Below are 21199 nucleotides of genomic sequence, written 5' to 3'. Positions count from 1 at the left end.
TGTTAGCTGAAGTTGGTCAGATTGAAGATTACAAAAATGCTCGTCAACTGGCAGAGAGATGCAGGTTTGACTCCCTGTGAGCGTAGTTCAGGAACTTCTGTGCGTGGCAAAACTCGGAGAGTCTTGTACAGGAAATGTCCGACTGCCAAAGGCATTGTATATGCCTGCCGTGGTGGCGATGCGTCATAACCCCTTACTCAAAGCTATGAGTGAACGATTATTGAGTCGTGGCTGGCGTCAAAATGCAGCTAATTGGTGCGCTTATGAGAAAACTGGTGCATTTGGCTTTTGGGATTTTAAAGTCCCAAAAGCCTTTCGATCCAACTTATTTGCTCGCTACCCCTTGACATATCAAGACAGTATCTACAGATTTTGGGATATTTTTGGTGAACAGAACCCAATCCTACGACCAATTAATATGAGGATATTTCCATTCATAATAATTGGGAAACACAAAATTTGTAAACGAAACCGAAATACTAACCTCTAATGATTTTACATGATGCCACCAACCGACAGGAATAAAGATAGCTTCTCCCGGTTCCAAAATCAATTCAATAATTTTCGCATCTCTGTAAAGCGGGTACTTGTCATAATCTGGATTTTCGCCGTCAACCTTGCTGAAAACTCCGACGTGATTATAAAGCAGAGGTGTTTGTTGCGGAGAAATCAATTTAATTAGTTTGCGGCCCGACACTTGCGCTAAAATTAAATTAACTGGATCATGGTGCAGCGGTGTAATCGTGCCTTTCGGGCCGAACCAAAAGAAAACTCTGCCTTTTGTATCCGTGGGATTGAGGTATTCTGGAAATATTTCAATGTCGTTAAATAGCGGTTTAAATTCCTCTCTTTCCAAAGTCTGGTTGTTAGCAACCATGTAGTAGTCATTGCTAGGCCCGCCCTTGACCACCATCTCTACATATTTGCGGAACAAAACAATTTTTTTGTGATTTTCTATCTTAATTTCGTAATTCGGGTCGGAATTCCGGTTGGCTTGAATTTGTACCTCTGCATCGCCGTATTTTTGCTGTAAATACTCCGGCGTCCACAACTGCAACGCTTTCCAGTTGTGCATGATATTGGTAATAATTACTGGAGTATTTTTGGCGTAGTAATTTTCGAGAAAATACTCTCTGGAAAGGCTGCTTTTGCGTTCGATTGTGCCAAACTTGGAAGACAATGCAGCTAATTGATTGTTAATCCTGAGATGCGATTCTAATTTCTGCAATAACTGGACGTACTGACTGCCTGCTTGGAAGTAGGGATGAGATGATATTTCCATAACTTCTGCGGTGGCTGTTTCCGCATCTATGCCCGTACTTATTAGGGCTTGAATGATTTCGGCGTCGGGTTGATTTAATAATTTGTTAGCCGCCACCCACTGTTTCATATTGTCGGGGACTTCTGGTTTGCTTGGCGCTGCGAGTAGATTGGGCAAGTTTTGTGTCAGCCATTCTAGATTAACGTGTTGTTGCTCGCTTAGAGTAATCCGCAAAGGGGGAAGGGTGATAGTTAGGGGTTGGGTGTCAGACATGATTCGGGTATGTTGTTTTGGGACTGTTTGGTTTGGTTTGAGGTGGTTTGACTAATATAGCAATTTTGTTAACGAACCGCGAAGGCGCTAAGGGCGCGAAGGAAGAGAAGAGGGAAGTTCACAAATTTTGTCGAGGTTGCTGTCAGGATTTTAACTTAACAAGTGTTGCCAGTTCAAGTTTTATAGCTTTGAGCGGTTTTAACCGGATACTTTGGTTAATTTTCTCAAATCAACTCTTATTCATCCAGGCGCGGGTTCCGAAATTTTGGCAGGAATGGGACGCGATTTTAGCTGCTGCGGTAAGAGTATCGGTAAAGTTATTTTCCAAAATGTAGTGACAGAAAGCCCCGTGAAAGATGTCGCCAGCGCCTAAAGTGTCTGTGACTTGAATTTGAGGTAGTTCTATAGTACCGTAACTGCCATTGCTGAGGTATAAAATGGATTTTTCGCCGCGAGTGATGGCAATATGGGAAATTCCGGCTGCTGACAGGTATGCAAAGACTTGTTCTGAATTGTAGCAGTTGGGCGGATGAAAGTTATCCGAACATACAGCCCATTCAATAAAAGGTAATATTTCCTCTAATCCGGGTTTCCAACTGCCACCGTCTAGGACAAGGGGAATGTTTTTTGACTTGGCAAGTTGAGCAATTTCTTTGCTGGCTGCGATTTGATGTCCGTCAAGCAGTACAATACTAACTGATGTTAAAATATCCTCGTTAATTGTTTGACTGTCAACTTGTGATTTAGTAGCATTGATGGAAATTACCGATCGATCGCCCGTTGCTTCAGTTACAATAATCGAAGAGACTGGCGGAGAGTGCGATCGCCCTGGTTGCAAATCGATTATCCTAATATCATACTCCGCTAAGTCTGCACGAATCAATTGGGCGATCGCGTGAGTGCCCAAAACGCCACCAAATACCGCCGCATTCCCCAAATAGCTAAAAGTGACCGCAGCATTTGCCGCCGGCCCGCCCGCAGCAATGGTAGAATCATAAGCAACAACTTTTTGATTTTCACCCGGAGGCTTCCGGGCCAAATAAACCAAATCTAAAGTTGCCAATCCCAAAAATAATCCCGTTTTCATATCTGCGTTAATCCGCGTTCATCTGCGGTTAAAAATCCCAATCTAAAAATGCAAGCAAATCCCACCACAGGAACACTTTACATCGTAGGAACCCCGATAGGCAACCTCGAAGACATGACCTTTCGCGCCATCCGCATCTTGCAAACAGTAGACTTCATCGCCGCCGAAGACACCCGCCATACAGGCAAACTTTTGCACCATTTTCAAATCAAAACCCCCCAAATCAGCTATCACGAACACAACCAACACCAGCGACTTCCCGAACTCATCGACAAACTGCATTTAGGCAAAGATATCGCCCTCGTCACCGATGCCGGAATGCCGGGAATTTCCGACCCCGGTTCCGAGTTAGTCAAAGCTTGTGCCGATGCTAATATTAACATTATTCCGATTCCCGGCCCGACCGCCTGCATTGTTGGCATAACTGCATCAGGATTACCCACAGAGAGATTTGTATTTGAAGGTTTCTTACCTGTGAAAGGTCAAGAACGCCAACAGAGTTTAGAAGCTTTGCAAATAGAATCCCGCACTATAATATTATACGAATCTCCCCACCGATTGCGACAAACTTTACAAGATTTAGCAAATAGTTTGGGAAGCGACAGACAGATTGTGCTGGCGAGAGAATTAACTAAAATGCACGAAGAGTTTTGGCGTGGTAGTATCGAAAGTGCGATAGAACTTTACACCAATCGCGAACCCCAGGGAGAATTTACCCTCGTAATAGCCGGTATCCAAACAGCCGCACCAATATTTTCCGAAGACGCCATCAAAGCAGAATTGCAAACATTAATTGCAGAAGGCATAACTCGTTCCCAAGCCAGCCGCCAGCTAGCGCAACAAACATCCCTCCCCCGCCGCCAAATCTACCAACTCGCCCTCACAATTGGCGACAATGAATCACTAGAACAACCCTTAGATGAATTGTGAATATCTCTCTTCTCTTCTCCTCTGCGCCCTCTGCGGCCTCTGCGGTTAAATAAAAAAAGTTAAATAATCACACTAATAAATTCTATGGTACGCGGAAACTACGATCGACAAAAACCATATTTACGCAACCCCAACATCAACAAACCAATCGCCGAAATTTATGCAGACTTAGACGCCTTTAGCTGGGAGATATTTGAAGACCAACCCCACCGCTTCGATACCGTCAGTTTCTACGTCTTGCTTCCCCCACTGTTTTACGAAGGGCGTTTCATCAAAGGAATTTACTTCAGCGAAGCAGTCGAACTCATCAACAAACTATTTCCCCAACTTTCCTCAGTATTTTTCTCCTTCACCTATTCCCCCGGAACGTCCTATTCCTGGGCACCCATAGCTGACGCCTACTCGAGTTTATACAAAAACCCGCAGCGAGATAAGTGGTTTCGCGAAACTTATGTCGATCGCGCTCACAAACCAATCATACCACTGCAAGACACCGACTTCATCAACGAATACTTAATTTCCCCGCGCAACGTCCCCGCAAAAGACATCGACTTGCTAGCCGTCGCCCGAATTTCCGAAGAAAAAAATTTGCCCATTATAGCCAAAGCCTTAAAAGTTTACCGCCAAAAATATCCGCAAAAACCGATAAAATTAACAGTAGTCACCGGCCACGAATTTGATGCTAGCAACCTGAAAACTCTCGACGAGTACGCATTAAAAGAATGGCGACAAGTGGAGGCAATTTTAGGCAATCCCTCCGACTACATTAACTTAGTGCCAAGAGTAGACTACTACAGCGAAATCCCCACATATTATTCGCGAGCCCAAGCATTCGTCCTCGGTTCCCTTCTCGAAGGAAAAAACCGAGGAATTACCGAAGCCATGAGTTGCAACGTACCAGTAATTTGTTTTGAAGAATTCAACCAATACGCCAGAGGAAACTCGCCAGTTTTCCCCGAAGGTGCGGGTCTTTACGCCAAATTTGACCCAGAATCTCTCGCAGATACTATATATACAGTATTGGAAAATCAAACACAATTCAAACCGCGATATCAGTATTTAAAGCATTGCGGGCGCAAGAACTTTTTCAATACTTGTATAGACAGTTTTCCTTACTATCAGCACAACATTCCCGACTACAAGCCCGGAGATGCGATTAACAATTTGTGGTTGGATTTAGCAGTTCAGCAAAATTATCAAGTTAGTTTGAATAGCTTTTTGTACGGAGGTTCTCCCTTGTCTCACATTCGCGGGACAAATGCGATTCAGCAGAACCTCGGCGAGTTAACAAAATTCAAATAACATATCAAAATAGCCTGAGTCAACGCACCCTAATATTTTGCTTTTTCCACCAATTTAGTTTTTACGTCAGACGTGAATTTCCCTTCAGATCCTAGTAAATTTAACTGGAGTGGACATTCAGTTTCATTGGAATGCTTGCCCAAACTATAATTCTGATATTTTTAATTATTTATTGGGGCAAAGTCTTTTTTATTTGTCTTAGGCGTGATTTCCAATTCAGAACCGAATAAACTTAACTGAGTCGAAGAATCAGCTTGATTTTTTATTCTCCTAAAACCCGGTTTTTCATCTTCTTTAAGATTTTGATGTATCTTGCTTGCTAGTACCCGAGCTAACTTAACAGGTACTGCATTGCCGACCATTTTGTATCCGTCAGCAATATACTTGTACTTAAAAATAAACTCATCCGGGAAAGTCTGAACTCTCGCGCACTCTCGCACAGAAAGCCGACGGTAAGGCAGAGGCGAAGTGGGGTCAAAAATGCGTTTGTCTTTGCCAACCAAAATCATTTTACTAGCTTGAGGATGGAGAGGTGCGTGTCTGCCGCTTGCCTGAATAGTAAAAGAAGGTTCTGACCAACTTCTAACTCGATTGCGTGACATATAAATGCTCGAAAATCCCAAATCCGCACATTCGTGATTCGCGACAGAATCGTGATAATTATCTAATTTAGCCTTAACTGGCATGGGGGCGATCGCCTGCAAATTAGAAATCGCATCTTCCAGCGTCAAAACATCGGTTCCAGGTTCGGGAAACTCAAAACCCACACCCAGATTCTGCCGATAGCCAACAACAATCACCCTTTGCCTATCTTGCGGCACACCAAAATTTTTGGCATTCAGCAACTTGAACGAAACCCGATACCCAATTTCCTCAAACTGCGATAATATATAAGTGAAAGCATCCTTGTTTCTGGGGGCTAAGATGCCTCTAACATTCTCAGCCAAGAAAAACAAAGGCTGCTTGTCCCGCACAATTCTGATATACTCCCAGAATAGTTGACCCCGACTGTCGTCAATTCCCCGTTTCGCGCCCGCCGCACTCCAACTTTGACAAGGAGGCCCGCCAATAATTCCAATACAGTCGGGAATTTCATCAGAATTGATTTTTCTGATATCTCTTTTATCTAAAATAGTGTCAGGATGGTTGAACTCGTAGGTATCCCAAATAGTGCGATCGCACTCATTCGCCCAAACAATATTAAATCCCGCTTGTCGAAAACCCAAATCCAACCCACCACATCCTGCAAACAGAGATATGATATTCATAATGCCTTTGCCTTTAGTGTTAGATTTTGTAAGTAATAATTTTAGCAGGTATGAGGTTGCCAGGATTATCGGGACATTTAATCGACTGAGTATTAATATTAAATCCGGGAACTGAGATGGATTCGATCTTTGTTCTGCTGTCAAGTGGAAAAGACAAATATTTACTTTCCTTCATTATGGCGATTATCTGAAAATTTTTCTTAGGGTCATATCCTGTATCTACATAATCAAAAACAGTGGAAGGATTATTTATGAGCCACATTGGTCTAATTCTTAAGGATGTTATACTTAACGGGTCTACTTTATTTACTCTACCTAACTCTTCGGTTTCACTAAATTCGATATCGGCAATTGCATTAATTCCACTGGCTATCTGATCTTTAATCCCTTCATAATATTCTTGGCTAGCAGCATAGCAATCACCATAAATAAGCCATAGGGTTTTCAGATGTTCTTTACTTATGACTCCAATTGCATAAATAATATCCTTTTCTGTCCATGTTTCACACTCACGACAAACTAATGTAATTTGTGGATTGTCAGAAAATAATTTTGATTTGGGATACGAACTATTTAATTGAATCGAACCCTTGGGACTTTGTATTTTATAGACTTCTATGGCATCGCCATTTCTGATCATTAAATTTGGAGGATTACTCTGAGTGGTACGAATCCAAGAAAATACTTCATCGTACTTTTCAGGTTTGCTGGGTTCCGGTTCATTTATAGCATTGGCAAAAGCATCCTTGACAAAAGACTCGAATGCTTTAGAACTGAGTAAGTCAGGTATAGGGTGATTAATAATTGTAGCGATCGCTTCCAGTATATTCGTCATTGGCTATAAAAAATAGAGAGCCCAATTCAACCAGAGCTAATCATAGCAGAGATCCTCGATGAATGCAAACTCCATCCTCAAATCTTATCAACATTTCGGCGTCCATCTCGGCCTAGAAAGAATTCACCAACTTCTCGAAAAACTAGACAACCCCCACCAACAAGTACCCATTATCCACATTGCCGGCACAAATGGCAAAGGTTCCGTTTGCGCTTATCTCTCTTCCGTACTAACAGAAGCAGGCTATCGAGTTGGACGCTACACATCCCCGCACCTAATCGATTGGACAGAAAGAATTTGCATTAACCAAAAACCGATTTCCCCAACAGAATTGCAACAGTGTCTCAAACGAGTTGTCGCCGCTACTCAAAACAACACCGAAACTCCCACTCAATTTGAAATAATCACCGCAGCAGCTTGGCTGTATTTCGCCGAACAAAAAGCAGATATTGCAGTCATAGAAACTGGATTAGGAGGTAGATTAGACGCGACTAACGTTTGCGAAACACCTCTCGCTAGCGTCATTACTTCTATCAGTCTCGAACACTGGCAAATACTCGGCCCCACCGTCGCAGATATTGCTGGGGAAAAAGCGGGAATTCTCAAATCAAAGTGTCCGGCCGTGCTCGGAGAATTGCCAGAATCAGCTAGAATAGTAGTAGAAAAACGCATTCAAGAATTAGACTGTCCGGCAACTTGGGTAAAACCAGCAATAGATTTAGGACAAGGATTCGCAGAATATCAGTTAAATCAAAATGCGGATAAAATCAAATATCAATTGCCGCTGCTGGGAAAAATTCAACTAATGAATTCAGCAATTGCGATCGCAACTTTGCAAACTCTCCAAAACCAAGGATGGCAAATATCCCCAACCGCCATCGAAAACGGTATCGCCAAAACCCAATGGCCCGGAAGACTCCAGCAGACAACTTGGAAAAACCGCAAAATATTAATTGACGGCGCGCACAACCCAGCCGCCGCGATCGCCCTGCGTGAATATGTCGATCGCCTGAACAATCACCCGTCACCGATTAACTGGGTAATCGGCATTCTTGCGACTAAAGACTGCGATGATATTTTGAAAGCATTACTCAAAAAGGGCGATCGACTTTACCTAGTTCCCGTACCCGATCAAAACTCATCATCCCCCGCAGAATTAGCCGCCCTAGCTCAAATTATCTGTCCCGAATTAACTCTCTGTCAAGCCTTCTCCGACTTAACAACAGCTTTAGATGCTGCTGTTACAGGTGACAACCTAACAATCCTTTGCGGTTCGCTTTATCTCGTCGGCTATTTTCTGCAACAACAACAATCCCAAGCTTAAACGCATCAGAATTGTGTTTCTTCCTCCGTAAAGATAGGAGGCCACAATTCTGAAACGGGCAATTCCCAACCGGGAAAAAGTTCTGCTACTGTTAAGATATCGCCATTTCCTAAAACAGTCGGTTCACCTGTAGAGCGATAAATAGTCACTGTTTCTTCATCAGGATCGATCAGAATTCCGACGGTCGCACCCAGTTCTATAAACTTCAAAACCTTGGCTTCTATAGGCTTAATGCGATCGCTCTGAGATTTAATCTCAACCACCAAATCCGGGACAAGTTCTCCAAAATAACGCGGACTTTGGCGCAAGCGGGCGGCGCGCACAAAAGAAACATCCGGCGCTTTGACATTCGTATCCGGCATAATGAAACCGCCTGCGGAGTCAAAGACTCTCCCCAAGCGACGGGGATTTATCCAAGCGAAAAGAAAGGCGATGAGACGGCTACTGATTTCACTGGATACGATGTCTGATGGTCCCATAACTGAAATTATCCCGTCTTCTAGTTCAATTTGGTAATCTAAACCCGCTTCGGAAAAGAGGGTTTGAACTTGGTTTAAATCTTTGAGTGTCATCGCTGGCATAAGAATTTTCTCCTATTCCGATCTGAGCTTTGATTTTAACACGAGTCAAATTTCTGAATATTTGAGGAATTCCGGCTATCTTCCTACAAATCATCAATCAAGCTGCATTGAGAAAGGCGATCGCACGGGATAAATAAACCCGGTTCCTGGGATGAGCGATCGTTCTTATCAACAAACATTTCCCTCTAAAATAGTCGAAATTGACTTATCCAGAGTTCTCCTCCGACTCCGCCTTGTGAAGAGGCGCTAATTTCATCATTCGATAATAACTTAAAAGCTTATATATTTGCCTATATATGGCGACACAGATTCCCATTATTTAATAATACGTCAAGTGGCAGAAAAAAGCAAGGGGCGAGCTCAAAAAAAATCCCGCCCCAGCTTCAATTCAAAACTACCTTTGATCCCAAGCCTTAGCCGCATCACTCACAGCTTGTTCCACCGATTTTTCCTCCAACATTGCCGCCTGCAAATTGTCATAAATCGCCTTTTGCAACTTCTTAACATCCTTGAGAGGCGGAATCAATAGCTCGGCGGAACTCAACCCAGAAGCACTAACAACCCGAGCTCGATCGGCTGCAGGAGCATCAGTCGGAACGTTCTTAAAATAAGAGTCTTGCAAAGCCTCAACCGTAGAAGGCAAAACATTAGCAGCCTTAGCAAAAGCCAACTGATTTTGAGAATTAGTCACGTACAAAGCAAACTTGACAGCATCATCCGGGCGCTTGCTGTCGCGAGGCACAACCAAATTCATCACCGCCACAGTCTTCTTGCCGGTTTCCCCTGTAATTTGAGGCGCAGCAGCCGAAACAGCACCAATATTCGGAGCATTCTCGGCGATCGCCTTTAAAAACTGCGGCCCCGAAGCTAACAAAGTAGTTTCCCCAGCTTGATAAAGCTCGATCGCCCTACGATGTCCCTGCACCAAAACATCCTGCGGCAAAAGTCCGCCCTTGTACAAATCCACCCAATACTGAAAAACAGCCTTGCCCTTATCAGTATTAAAAGCCGCCTTGCCTTGAGCATCAACCAAAGGCACACCCATCTGCACGAAAGATTGCAAAACTTCCGCCGAATCTTCCGGCACAAAAGTCACAAAAAAAGCAAACTTACCAGTCTTTTCCTTCACCTGCTTGGCAACAGTTGCCAACTCGGCATAAGTAGCCGGAGGCTTAGCAATTCCAGCCTTCTTCAACAACTCCGTATTGTAAATTGTCACCCCAGTCGTGAGATACCAAGGAATGCCAAAACTCTTGCCGTCGAGTACGCCAGCTTTCCAGATATTTGGCAGATAGGTCGATCGAACTTGCTCAGAAATTCGAGAATCCAAATCCAGCCAAGCATTGCGCCCCGCCAACAGCGAAGCAAAATCGGGATTTAGGTTCACCACATCCGGCGCAGTTTTCGCCGAAACCGCCCCCAAAATCTTGCTTTCCATAGCCGACCAAGGAACGTCCACCCAACGCACCTTCACCCCCGGATTTTCCGCTTCAAAACCGGCGATCGTCTTGTTGAAATACTCAGTAAACTGAGGTTGAAGCTGCATAGTCCAGAACTCGATTTCCTGCGTATTATTTGCCTGGGAATTAACAGCAGGCTTGCCGCAACTCACCACCGCAGCCAGCAGCAGCCCCACCAGTCCAAAAACAGCAAACAGTTGCCAAGATTTACGTTTCATAGAATAAAATTTGAGAGTTATGGGAACCGTCAGACAAAAAAGCGTGAAGTGAAGCGAAGCTATCCCCTTCCCCGCAGGGGTTCCCGAAGGGTAGGGTAGGGAATCGCCCGAATCAAGCGCGATCAAGTCAGTAACAGAGTTTTGTATCTGGGCACCGCGATCGAGAGAGTCGGTTTTTGTGTAAAATCGGCAGTTTTTCGGTCGATCGAGCTGGAATTTATTGACATTCGCAGCAGAATAGCTATTGTCAAGTAAATTGGATAGCATAAAATCGGAACTAGCGATCGCGCAACACAGACTGAGCTGTGCAGCTACGGCGGGATACCGAGATTACAGCACTCTTGCGGCAGTTGGAAACCAACCCTCCAACACGCCTGGGCGCTGAATCAGGCTGGCCAACTACAAAAGAAAAAAATAGCAATTATCGGCGACCCAATCACATGGTTAACTTTTTCAAAGGTCTACTTTCCCAACGCCAGCCAGGAATCGGGATCGAAATAGCCCCAGACCGCATCAACATCATTCAGCTCGAAAAGAAAGCTCAGGCATTAAAATTAGGCATCCTAGCCTCAATAGAAGTTCCAGAAGACTATATACAAGAAGGACAAATAGTCGATCCGCCGGGAATGGCAGAACTCATACGCGCCGTCCTCGCAGAAAACAAAATCAAAGCCAAGCGAGTAGCCACAGCCATTCCCGGCCGCGAAGCCGTCATCCGCCTCATCCCTGTTCCCGCCGAGCTCAACGAAGAAGAACTGCGGGATTACATGAACGCAGAAGCAGGACTGTACTTGCCGTTTCCCAGAGAAGACGCCGACGTAGACTATCAAAAAATAGGCCTTTTTGTAGATGACGACGGCGTAGAAAAAGTGCAAGTCGTGTTAGTAGCAACCCGCAGAGAAGTTACCGACACATACATCGAAACCTTCAAAGAAGCCGGACTGATTATAGACGTACTAGAAGTAACCAGTTTTGCCTTAATCCGCACCCTCAAAGAACAACTGCAACAATTTTCCTCCCAAGAAGCAGCAGTTCTCACCGCCATAGAATTTGACAGTACCGAGTTAGCTATAGTAGTGGACGGCATACCTCAGTTCAACCGTACCATCCCGATCGGCACCTACCAAATCCAGACCGCCCTCAACCAAGCCATGAACCTGCCGCCAACCAGAGACACCAGCGAACTGCAAGGCATGACCCTGCCAGTCACAGATACAATGGGCGCATCGGGAGACGCCAATCCCGGCACAAATGCAATGATTAAAGTATTGGGAGAACTAGCAGACGAACTGCGCCGCTCAGTAGACTTTTACCTCAACCAGAGCGAAGAACTCGAAGTAGCGCAACTGCTGCTAGCAGGCCCGGGAGCTGCGATCGGCAAACTAGACGAATTTTTTATGCAAAGATTAAGCTTGCCCGCATCTCAAGTCGATCCCATCGAAACCCTAGGACTCGAAATCAGCGAAGAAATTACCCCAGAACAGCGAGCAGGTTTAGGAGTCGCCCTAGGTTTAGGACTAAGGGAGGTTATGTGAACTAACAGTTTTAGATGAGAGAAAAACCGATTTGAGAATTTTAGGTAAAAACCCCTGCCAAAAGAAGAAGGCAGAAAGCAGAAGGTAAAATATTGGAGGTAGAAGGTAGAAGGTAAAAGGTAGAATATATCTGAGGTAGAAGCAGCCCCTTCCTTCAGTAGAAGGCAAAAAGTTGTTTCTTTCTTCCCTAAATAAATCCTTCACTTGTACCAACAATCTTGGGTTCTGTCTAAAATCTCAAATTTCAAATTTAAATCTATAGCAACAGCCAAGACTGTTAGGACATTCTTAATTGCTCAAACATAAGCGGTAGAGCACTTTTTCCTTCTACCTTCTACCTTGTACCTTGTACCTTGTACCTTCTGCTTTATGCCTTCTGCCTTGTGCCTTCTGCCTTCTTCCTTCTGCTATAAAAACGAGTGAAGCCATGTACAGCCTAGATATTAATTTTCTCAACGACCGTCCGGACTACAAACCCGTCGCAGCAGCCAAAAGCTCAGCTAGAAAAAGTTCTGGCGGAGCCAAAGACCAACTGCCCCTAATTGGGGCGGCGCTGTTTGCCTTCGGCATCAACGCCGCAGTCATGGGCACCTGGTGGTGGGCGACTAATGAAAATAACAAGTTGACCGAACAACAAACCACCATCGACCAAGAACTGGCAACGTTAAACACTCAAGCTAACGAAATCAAAGCCATCAACGCCGAAACCGACCAAGTTACCGCCGAATACAAAGCATTAGCCGGAGTATTCGAGCAAATTAAACCTTGGTCGGCGATGCTGCAAGACCTCAGTGCCCGTACTCCAGCGGGAGTGCAAATTGGCAAAATCGAGCAAATCGACCCGAGTCCCTCCCCCGTTGCAGCAGCACCCCCACCCCCCGTAGCCACCCCCGCAGCCAGCCCGTCCCCAGGGGCGAGTCCGTCTCCAGCCAGCCCCGCCCCGGCAGCAGCTCCCCCCCCTGTCGTCCCGCAGCAGGCAGCAAAAATACAAATTTCAGGGATAGCCAGTACCTTTGCTCAAGTTAACGACTTTATGTTGCTAGTCCAGCGCTCCCCTTTCTTCCTTAACACCGATACCAAACTGATAGCGGCCACATTAAAAAACAACCCTGCACAATTACAAGTGCGTAACCAAAACGCAGCACCACCAGAACTTCCCAAACTGCGACCGGTGGTGGAATATAAAATTGAAACGACGCTCAGCCCGACGGGAGCCTCCGAGTTGCTCCCCGAACTCCGCAGCAAGCAGGCAGACGGGCTAGCAATACGGATAGAAACACTTCAAGAAAAAGGAGTGCTAGAAACACAAAAACCAGAGGTGAAAAAACAATGACATTCGCAAATGAGTATAGTCCTAGCGGACAAGCAGAAGAGACAGGGACTCAGGAAATATTCGGCATTAAGCTGACACCCCAAGTCCAAGCAATCGGCATCGCGGTTGTCGGCCTCGTCATTGCCGGCGGCCTCGGCTACCAGTTCGTACAGCCAGAATTCCAAACACGCAGCGAGAGTCAGCAAAAAATTGCCGAAAAAGAGCAAACGAAACTGCAATTGAAATCTCTAATTCAAAAAAAGGCAGAAGCAGAAGCCAAGCAAGAAGAAGCAAAACAGCGCCGGGCCCAAGTGACGGCAATGTTTGCCAGTGACGCCAGCGCCAACACGATTTTGCTTGACATGACCCAACTGGTTAATAGAATCAACGCCGGGGTGCAAGGAGATGACCTCAAGGCTAAAATTACCAAATTTGAGCCGGATATGCCCCCAGCAGCAGCAACCGCCGCGCCAGGAGCTCCAGACCCTGATATTCTGGCCGATACCTCCTTCGGGCCGTCCCTAGCTGGCAAGCTCAGACGCAAAAAATTTAAGGTAGAGTTTGAAGGCACTTTCGCTCAAACCCGCAATTTTATGCGTAACTTGGAGTTGATGCAGTCGCTGTTGGTAGTGAGGAATTTGAAATCTGAATTGCTAGCATCAAATCAGCCAATTGAAGTTGACTTTTTGAAAGGGAAAATAGTTCCTGTGGAGCAGCCGCCAACTAAAATTAAAACTGCTTTTGACTTGCACGCCCTGCTGCCGTTAAAGCAAGAAGAAAAACCGCCAACTCCAGCTCCGAGTCCTGGTGCTAAGTAGCGGTAGTTTGGCGGATATTAGCTATTGTTCCCAACTCGCTATTTCACAAGAAAGGAGAAGGCAGAAAGTTGAATTTGGAAGATTGAAGGTAGAAGTAAAAAAAATATGAATGCCACACAAACATTTTTTATATGGCAATCAAAAATTTGCTCTAAAACCTAATTTCTTCTAATACCAGTTTCCCCAAAAATGGAACTGTAGGATAGCTTCTAACCCTTATGTCATCAGTTATTCCCAATTCTTTAATCGAAAATCGAAAAGGGGATAACTTCTCCCTTCCAAAAGGCTCGAACCCTTGAATCTTTCAGTCAGTTTAGCAGCTAGCGACAAAAGACTGCGAACAACAAATAACAAAGTGTAGTAGAGGAGAGAACGTGAAACAGCATCTACGGTTAAGTGGAGGACTCTTGGGCAGCATGGCCGGAGTTCTCGTAGCGCAAGCCCCCGTCTGGGCGGCGCCGACTCAAGTCACAGGAGTGCAAGTAAGTCAAGCCAATAATGGGGTAAATATTGTCCTAGCTACTGAAAAGGGCGATCGCCCGCAAGTTTTCGCCATCAATAACGGCAATACTTATCAAGCCACAATTATCAACACCCAGCTCCGCTTGCCACAAGGCAACAGCTTCCGTCAAGATAACCCCGCTCCGGGAATTTCTTCAGTAGAAATCAGCCAGGTAGAAGCTAACAGCATCCGCGTTGTGGTAGCCGGCACCAACGGAGTTCCCAACGGACAAATTGTGCCGGGACAAGGCCAAAGCATCGTTCTCAGCGTTGCCGGAGTTGGCGGCACAGCACAGTCTGCCCAAACTGTACCCCCGCCGCCTCCGGGACTGCCACTGAGCCAAACAGCTCCCCGGCCGGCTCCCCAAGTCCGCACCTCGCAAGCCCCAGGCGTGATGCTGCCAAATCCAGAAGTTACTGTTACCAGGAACGATCGCCCGCCCCTCCCCAGCGAAATACAATCCCAAAGCAATCAAGCTGCGCCTTTCCAACCGCGGGCAGTTGCTCCGCCCTTGGGAGATATCGCAGTGTCTAACATCGCCCCCGGCGCGGGAAATATTGAACTGAGTTCGGGAGAACGCATCCCCCGCTTGGTGCTGCGGGATGCCCCAGTCCGGGACGTTTTGGCTCTGCTGGCCCGCGCTGCTGGCTTGAACATTGCTTTTACAGGCGGCGGGGCCCCTGCTCAACCGGGCCAGCCCGCAGTGCCTGGTCAGCCAGGAGCTTCCGGCTCGGATGAAGGGCCAAAGATTTCCTTGGACATCGAAAACGAGTCGGTGCAAGATGTCTTTAATTACGTGCTGCGGCTCAGCGGATTACAAGCTAACCGCCAGGGGCGGACGATTTTTGTAGGGACTAGCTTGCCGATCGACTCGCGCAATATTATCATTCGGACTTTGCGGCTCAATCAAGTTCGCTCTACGGATGCGGCTAACTTTTTGAGCGCTCAAGGGGCGGAAACTCAACTGCCGATTACTCGGGTGACGATTCAAAGCGTGGGCCAGGGAAATGCGGCGCGGGATGTGGAAATTAGGGAACCCGACATTAAGGCGATCGGCGCTAAGGACGGCAACGGGCCGCTGTTGCTGAGGGGACTGTCGGTGCTGGCGGATTCTCGGCTAAATTCCATCACTTTGGTGGGAGATCCGCGCAAAGTGGATATTGCCGTAGCTTTCTTGACTCAGCTAGATTTGCGCCGCCGTCAAGTCGCTGTCAACGTCAAGGTGATCGATATCAACTTGTTGGGAAATAACGAAACTAATAGCAGTTTCTCTTTCGGAATTAATAACAATTTCTTTGTCAATGACGATGGGGTGGCAAGTCTCAATTTTGGCGGCATCAATCCGCCCAGTGAGGGTGCAGCCCGAGACGGGATCCTCGCTCGACCGATCACCGACAACCCCCTAGGAACCCCGGACGTTTTCTACGATGCGAACGGCCGGCGTATCGTGCCACTTACAGGTCAAGGTCTCCTAGGTCCCGGCAAAGGTGCGTTCCTCCAGCCGATCGCCCCAGTTACTAATAACCCCACGCGAGTTGGAATTGAGACTTACGAGCCTGGATCGGCAACCGCTTCGGGAAGTGCAGACTTCGCCTTGTTCCCGCTGTTCCAATATCCCAGGAGGTTCCTGTCGGCGTTGCGGGCAACTATTGAGAGCAACAATGGCAAAATCCTGACCGATCCGACTCTAGTGGTTCAAGAAGGGGAAACGGCGAATGTGAATATTACTGATGAGGTGATTACTAACATCACACAGCAAACGCAGAGCACCGGAAATACAAGTACCACAACAACGACGGCCGTCAAAGACAGGGCGGGTTTGCAGTTAGGGGTGGCGATTGACCGGATTGACGATAATGGCTTTGTGTCTCTGCGGGTGAACCCGATTATCAGGACACCCGGCAGGACTCAAGACCTTTCGACTGGCGGGAACGTTAATACTATCGCTCTGCTGGGCGAGCGATCGTTGCAATCCGGGCTAATTCGCCTGCGGGACGGTCAGACTTTGATTGTTTCGGGGATTATCCGAGACGAAGAACGGACTACAGCGAACAAGATTCCGATTTTGGGAGATTTGCCGATTATCGGTTCGCTGTTCAGGAGAACCAATAAGACCAACCAGCGGGCGGAGTTGATTGTATTGCTGACTCCGCAGATTTTGGATGATAGCGATCGATCGAACTTTGGCTACCAAAACAACATCAGTCCCGACGCCCGCCAACTGTTGCAGCGCAGTCAGCCCGTCCAGCCGAGACAGTAGGAACGAAGGAAAAATGCCTTGCTGTCAACTTTCCACGCTCTTTCCCCTGAGTCCCAAAGTCCGACAGTCCGACAGTCCGACAGTCCGACAGTCCGACAGGGGTTGAAACCCCTGCCTCACAGCTTTAGTCCTCTAAAAGAGGACTAAAGAACTCATTAGTCCTCTGCAAAAAGACTATAAATCACTCTTTCAGTCGTCTTCAGACGACTTCAGCTATGAGACAGGGACTTCAGTCCCTGGCGGGTTTCGGGAGAAGGAAACAGCCCTGCCCCACGGGGTAAAGAAAGAGGGGAAAGAAACAAGGAAGAAGGAAAAAACTTTTCCTTTAGCCCTTGACAAATTACATTTTATTCCTTCTATTTCTCCTTTTTTATGCTTTCAAATCCACCGAGGCGAGAAATCTTCTCTCCAAGGTGGTATTTTTTTACTTAAATTTTGGGATTAATTACAAAAATTAGCAAGTTCCATATAAATTAAAGGTTCCACCGATCCATAACGGTCGGCAAGACTTTAGAATAATGCAGTGAAAATTAGATGCTGTGGGGTTTTCAGCAGTTAGAAACAAAAATTCCTTTTCTGACCAATTACCCTAGGGTAATTGGTATTCAGCAGGAGTTGTGATTCGGGGAAGCGGACGGGAGCAATCGGGAACCACCCAAACCTCCCAAGGCACACCTCAATCCAGTTGATAACTCACAGCTAATAGTTGAACTAACTCTGTTTAACGTAATTTTGCAAATCCAGAAGGAGTTGGCAATGAACAAAGGTGAATTGGTTGATGCAGTCGCGGAAAAGGCTACCGTGACGAAAAAACAGGCAGATGCTGTTTTGAGTGCGGCCCTTGAAGCAATCATGGAAGCTGTCTCCAATGGCGACAAAGTGACGCTGGTCGGTTTTGGCTCGTTTGAGTCGCGGGAACGCAAGGCCCGCGAGGGTCGCAATCCCAAAACTGGCGACAAGATGGAAATCCCAGCAACCCGAGTTCCTGCATTTTCCGCAGGGAAGTTGTTTAAGGACAGAGTTGCACCGCCGAAAAACGCAGAATAGCTGGCGAACTGAGTCTTGATTAGACCTGTACACGGTGGGAATTTAGCTTGGGCAGCCGCACTGGCAGGCTGCCCTGCCTCTGCTATTCTCGATTTTTCTGCCAGTATCAGTCCTTTGGGCCCTCCTGAGTCTGCCCTGGCTGCGATTCAATCACACTTGAGCAGTCTGACGGCTTACCCTGATCCGGATTATGGAGAGCTCAGGACTGCTTTAGGTGAGGCTTTGAATGTTGACCGGGATTGGATTTTGCCGGGGAATGGTTCGGCGGAATTGTTGACTTGGGCGGCTTGGGATTTGTCGAAGCTGGAGGCGACTTATTTGGTGACTCCGGCTTTTGGCGATTACTCGCGGGCTCTTTCGGCTTTCGGGGCGAAGGTGATCAAATGTCCTTTGGATCTTCAATCTTGCACCATTTTCAAAAACGGGCAAGATGCCCATTCCACAAGAGATGAATTTTCTTGTGGAACAGGCATCTTGCCTGTCCCTAAACAAGTAATTGAGCATGGTGCAACATCTCAGTTGGATCTGAAATCGTTGGGCGCTGGGGCAGGAAACGAGTTAGTAACGGATGATTTGTCGGTTTCTAACCGTTCCCTTGTCTCCCCTTCTTTCCGTCTCCCGGTGCCTCTTGCTCTCGATGCCCCCTCTCGACGAGGTTTGCTCCTGAACAACCCGCACAATCCTACGGGTTTGCTGTTTGCTAGGGAGGCGATTTTGCCTTATCTGAAGCAGTTCGGTATGGTGGTGGTGGATGAGGCCTTTATGGACTTTCTACCGCCTTCTGAGCAGGAAACTTTGATCGATGCTGTTGAGGAGTTTCCGAATTTGGTGATTTTACGATCGCTCACTAAATTCTATTCTCTGCCGGGACTGCGGTTGGGCTGCGCGATCGCCCATCCCGATATTCTGCGCCGCTGGCAGCAGCAGCGCGATCCTTGGCCTGTGAATGCTTTGGCTGCTGCTGCTGCTGCTGCTGTGGTTCGAGATGCTGCTTTTGAGCTGCAAACCTGGGATTGGCTGCCTCTTGCTCGCTTTGAGCTATTTGAGGGTTTGGCTAATTTACCGGGTTTGCAACCTTTTGCAGGGGCGGCTAATTTCTTGTTGGTTGAGTCGTCTATGTCGGTTTCTTCGATTCAAAAAAGTCTGTTGGAACGACACCGGATTTTGATTCGGGATTGTTTGAGTTTTCCTGAGTTGGGCGATCGGTTTTTTCGGGTGGCTGTGCGCTCCAGGGCGGACAATCTGCGGCTGATTGCTGGACTTACGGATGTGATTAGTCAGTTGACTGTTGTCAGTTGACTGTTGTCAGTTGACTGTTGGCAGTTGGCAGTTGACTGTTGTCAGTTGACTGTTGTCAGTTGACTGTTGTCAGTTGACTGTTGTCAGTTGACTGTTGACTGTTGACTGTTGACAACAAATAACAAATAATACCATTTACGATTGCATCGGAATAATATATTTGGATGATATAGCGTGCGAGCGAGACGCTCGCACACTCATAATTCCGATGCGGCCGGATTTGATATAACAAATAACAAATAACAAATAACAAATAACAACTGCCAACTAACAAATAACAACTGCCAACTGACAACTGCCAACTAACAACTGCCAACTAACAAATAACAACTGCCAACTAACAACTGCCAACTAACAACTAACAACTGCCAACTAACAACTGCCAACTGCCAACTGACTTCTTTATTTATGCTTGACTATGATTTAGTGATTATTGGTGGAACTCCGGCCGGACGTTATGCTGCTTTGACTGCAACTAATTTCCCGGCTCGCGTTGCTTTGGTGGAACCGTTAAGTAATTCGCAAGATTTACCGACTGGGGGGAAAGAGTCGATCGACCTTGGTTTGAGATACAGCCAAACTTTGAGGGAGGCTGCTCGTTTTGCCCACCAGATTAGCCGCCCACAGTTCGGACTTCGCCGAGATCTGGCTAATTCGGAAATGCCGATCTCATTGCAATTTAACGGGGTTAATCAGTGGGCTGACGGTGTTGTTTCTAATTTGTCAGAAATTGACGATCTCAGCGTTTTGGGCGCTCGCGGGGTGGATGTTATTTTTGGCAGTGGCGAGTTTGTGGCGAAACCGGATTTGGCTTTTGTTGTCGGCGGGCGAAAATTGCGATCGCTCTGTTATTTGCTAGCTTGTCCAACTCGGCCGGCGATTCCCAATATTGAAGGACTTTCGTCTGCTGGCTTTTTTACTTCGGAAACTGTCGGGGAATTAGCAAAACTTCCACAGTTGCCTAAAAGTTTGGCTGTAATCGGCGCCGATCCCAGCGGTGTCGAAGTGGCTCAGACTTTTGCTCGGCTGGGGGTTGCTGTTACTTTGGTGGTGAAAAGTTCGCACATTTTGCCTAAAGAAGACCGGGAGGCTGCTGGTTTGGTGCAAGCTGGAATGGAAGCTGAAGGAGTGCGGATTCTGACTGCTACTGAGGTAACTCAAGCTAGGGTGATTGAGGGTAAAAAGTGGATTCAAGCTGGGCCAAGGGCGATCGAAGCTGAGGAAATTTTTCTTGCCGCCGGTAGAGGACACAATTTTTCATCGTTAAATCTCGAAGCGGCTAAGGTTAAATTCAGCGATCGCGGGGTGATTTTAAATGAAAAGCTGCAAACAACAAATCATCGCATTTATGCGATTGGCGATGTTGCTGGGGGTTATCCGTTCCTTCACATCGCTAATTACGAAGCTGCGGTTGCTGTGAAAAATGCTTTGTTTTTGCCGCTGTTTCAAATAGATTATCGCGGGATTCCTTGGGCGATTTTTTCTGATCCGCAGTTGGCGAGGGTTGGCTTGACTGAAGCGCAAGCAAGGCGCCGTTTTGGAGACGATCTCATTGTTTGTCGGGAATATTTCAAGAATGTTGAAAGAGCTCAAATGTCAGGGGATACAACTGGTTTTTGTAAGATTGTCGGGCGTCGCAACGGTGAGTTGTTGGGAGCGAGTATTGTAGGGCCGCAAGCTGCTGAGTTGATTCACGCGATCGCTTTGGCTATGCGTCACGGGATGAAGGTTGAGGCGATCGCCCAACTTCCTTATATTTGGTCGAGTTTTTCGGCAATTAACGGTCAAACTGCTGCTGTTTGGGAGTCGCAGCGCTTGGGGAGCAATACTTTTATGCAGAATTTCTGGGAGAATTTGTTTCACTGGCGCAGGTATTGGAAAAGATAG

At 46.7% G+C, this 21199-nt stretch carries 16 protein-coding genes; 10 read left to right on the top strand and 6 right to left on the bottom strand.

Annotated features, from left to right (window positions below; genetic code table 11):
- Positions 1-403: 403 nt before the first annotated feature.
- Both QUA44_RS24400 and QUA44_RS24395 read right to left on the bottom strand, forming a co-directional pair.
- Complete coding sequence (locus QUA44_RS24400) at positions 404-1534, bottom strand: cupin-like domain-containing protein (protein ID WP_333253364.1); 1131 nt, start codon at positions 1532-1534, stop codon at positions 404-406.
- A gap of 229 nt (positions 1535-1763) precedes the next feature.
- Positions 1764-2621, bottom strand: a complete 858-nt coding sequence (locus tag QUA44_RS24395) for a sugar kinase (protein WP_333253366.1) — start codon at positions 2619-2621, stop codon at positions 1764-1766.
- A gap of 48 nt (positions 2622-2669) precedes the next feature.
- Between QUA44_RS24395 and rsmI the strand changes: the two genes are divergently transcribed.
- Positions 2670-3551: a 16S rRNA (cytidine(1402)-2'-O)-methyltransferase gene (rsmI, locus tag QUA44_RS24390; protein ID WP_333253368.1), complete on the top strand. Its 882-nt coding sequence runs from the start codon at positions 2670-2672 to the stop codon at positions 3549-3551.
- 84 nt (positions 3552-3635) lie between these two features.
- Entirely contained in the window at positions 3636-4853 is a 1218-nt protein-coding gene (locus QUA44_RS24385) for a glycosyltransferase (protein ID WP_333253370.1), read from the top strand.
- A 161-nt stretch (positions 4854-5014) separates the two neighbouring features.
- Here QUA44_RS24385 and QUA44_RS24380 read toward each other — a convergent pair whose 3' ends face one another.
- Both QUA44_RS24380 and QUA44_RS24375 read right to left on the bottom strand, forming a co-directional pair.
- Positions 5015-6121 carry a DNA cytosine methyltransferase gene (locus QUA44_RS24380; protein ID WP_333253372.1) on the bottom strand — a complete coding sequence of 369 codons (1107 nt, stop codon included), beginning with the start codon at positions 6119-6121 and terminating at the stop codon, positions 5015-5017.
- A gap of 19 nt (positions 6122-6140) precedes the next feature.
- Positions 6141-6956, bottom strand: coding sequence for an NgoPII family restriction endonuclease (locus QUA44_RS24375; RefSeq protein WP_333253374.1), 816 nt, complete (start codon positions 6954-6956; stop codon positions 6141-6143).
- 58 nt (positions 6957-7014) lie between these two features.
- On the opposite strand from QUA44_RS24375, the gene QUA44_RS24370 reads away from it, so the two are divergent.
- Positions 7015-8280 carry a folylpolyglutamate synthase/dihydrofolate synthase family protein gene (locus tag QUA44_RS24370; protein WP_333253376.1) on the top strand — a complete coding sequence of 422 codons (1266 nt, stop codon included), beginning with the start codon at positions 7015-7017 and terminating at the stop codon, positions 8278-8280.
- 5 nt (positions 8281-8285) lie between these two features.
- Here the strand turns inward: QUA44_RS24370 and QUA44_RS24365 are convergent, their stop codons facing one another.
- Both QUA44_RS24365 and QUA44_RS24360 read right to left on the bottom strand, forming a co-directional pair.
- Positions 8286-8861 (bottom strand): Uma2 family endonuclease, encoded by a 576-nt coding sequence (locus tag QUA44_RS24365; RefSeq protein WP_333253378.1) that lies wholly within the window; start codon positions 8859-8861, stop codon positions 8286-8288.
- A 394-nt stretch (positions 8862-9255) separates the two neighbouring features.
- Positions 9256-10539 carry a sugar ABC transporter substrate-binding protein gene (locus QUA44_RS24360; RefSeq protein WP_333253433.1) on the bottom strand — a complete coding sequence of 428 codons (1284 nt, stop codon included), beginning with the start codon at positions 10537-10539 and terminating at the stop codon, positions 9256-9258.
- A gap of 440 nt (positions 10540-10979) precedes the next feature.
- On the opposite strand from QUA44_RS24360, the gene pilM reads away from it, so the two are divergent.
- The 7 genes from pilM (at position 10980) to QUA44_RS24325 (ending at position 21199) form a co-directional block, all read left to right on the top strand.
- Positions 10980-12074, top strand: coding sequence for a type IV pilus assembly protein PilM (gene pilM / locus QUA44_RS24355; protein WP_333253435.1), 1095 nt, complete (start codon positions 10980-10982; stop codon positions 12072-12074).
- 427 nt (positions 12075-12501) lie between these two features.
- Complete coding sequence (locus QUA44_RS24350; RefSeq protein WP_333253380.1) at positions 12502-13407, top strand: PilN domain-containing protein; 906 nt, start codon at positions 12502-12504, stop codon at positions 13405-13407.
- Positions 13404-14204, top strand: coding sequence for a pilus assembly protein PilO (locus QUA44_RS24345; protein ID WP_333253382.1), 801 nt, complete (start codon positions 13404-13406; stop codon positions 14202-14204). The genes QUA44_RS24350 and QUA44_RS24345 overlap by 4 nt, the downstream gene beginning before the upstream one ends.
- A gap of 374 nt (positions 14205-14578) precedes the next feature.
- Entirely contained in the window at positions 14579-16966 is a 2388-nt protein-coding gene (locus QUA44_RS24340; RefSeq protein ID WP_333253384.1) for an AMIN domain-containing protein, read from the top strand.
- Between the two features lie 738 nt (positions 16967-17704).
- Positions 17705-18013: an HU family DNA-binding protein gene (locus QUA44_RS24335; protein WP_333253437.1), complete on the top strand. Its 309-nt coding sequence runs from the start codon at positions 17705-17707 to the stop codon at positions 18011-18013.
- Positions 18014-18028: 15 nt separating this feature from the next.
- Positions 18029-19312, top strand: coding sequence for an aminotransferase class I/II-fold pyridoxal phosphate-dependent enzyme (locus QUA44_RS24330; RefSeq protein ID WP_333253386.1), 1284 nt, complete (start codon positions 18029-18031; stop codon positions 19310-19312).
- 408 nt (positions 19313-19720) lie between these two features.
- Complete coding sequence (locus QUA44_RS24325; protein ID WP_333253388.1) at positions 19721-21199, top strand: NAD(P)/FAD-dependent oxidoreductase; 1479 nt, start codon at positions 19721-19723, stop codon at positions 21197-21199.

The organism is Microcoleus sp. N9_A2 (assembly GCF_036701775.1).
Classification (GTDB): Bacteria; Cyanobacteriota; Cyanobacteriia; order Cyanobacteriales; family Microcoleaceae; genus Microcoleus.
The sequence above is the reverse complement of the archived record's forward strand: the minus strand, read 5'-3'. Positions and strand labels throughout refer to the sequence as shown.

What these genes read in the sequence shown, in the direction of transcription:
- QUA44_RS24400 (WP_333253364.1), bottom strand. Translation starts at nt 1,534, where the DNA reads ATGTCTGACACCCAACCCCTAACTATCACCCTTCCCCCTTTGCGGATT.
- QUA44_RS24395 (WP_333253366.1), bottom strand. Translation starts at nt 2,621, where the DNA reads ATGAAAACGGGATTATTTTTGGGATTGGCAACTTTAGATTTGGTTTAT.
- rsmI (WP_333253368.1), top strand. Translation starts at nt 2,670, where the DNA reads ATGCAAGCAAATCCCACCACAGGAACACTTTACATCGTAGGAACCCCG.
- QUA44_RS24385 (WP_333253370.1), top strand. Translation starts at nt 3,636, where the DNA reads ATGGTACGCGGAAACTACGATCGACAAAAACCATATTTACGCAACCCC.
- QUA44_RS24380 (WP_333253372.1), bottom strand. Translation starts at nt 6,121, where the DNA reads ATGAATATCATATCTCTGTTTGCAGGATGTGGTGGGTTGGATTTGGGT.
- QUA44_RS24375 (WP_333253374.1), bottom strand. Translation starts at nt 6,956, where the DNA reads ATGACGAATATACTGGAAGCGATCGCTACAATTATTAATCACCCTATA.
- QUA44_RS24370 (WP_333253376.1), top strand. Translation starts at nt 7,015, where the DNA reads ATGAATGCAAACTCCATCCTCAAATCTTATCAACATTTCGGCGTCCAT.
- QUA44_RS24365 (WP_333253378.1), bottom strand. Translation starts at nt 8,861, where the DNA reads ATGCCAGCGATGACACTCAAAGATTTAAACCAAGTTCAAACCCTCTTT.
- QUA44_RS24360 (WP_333253433.1), bottom strand. Translation starts at nt 10,539, where the DNA reads ATGAAACGTAAATCTTGGCAACTGTTTGCTGTTTTTGGACTGGTGGGG.
- pilM (WP_333253435.1), top strand. Translation starts at nt 10,980, where the DNA reads ATGGTTAACTTTTTCAAAGGTCTACTTTCCCAACGCCAGCCAGGAATC.
- QUA44_RS24350 (WP_333253380.1), top strand. Translation starts at nt 12,502, where the DNA reads ATGTACAGCCTAGATATTAATTTTCTCAACGACCGTCCGGACTACAAA.
- QUA44_RS24345 (WP_333253382.1), top strand. Translation starts at nt 13,404, where the DNA reads ATGACATTCGCAAATGAGTATAGTCCTAGCGGACAAGCAGAAGAGACA.
- QUA44_RS24325 (WP_333253388.1), top strand. Translation starts at nt 19,721, where the DNA reads ATGCTTGACTATGATTTAGTGATTATTGGTGGAACTCCGGCCGGACGT.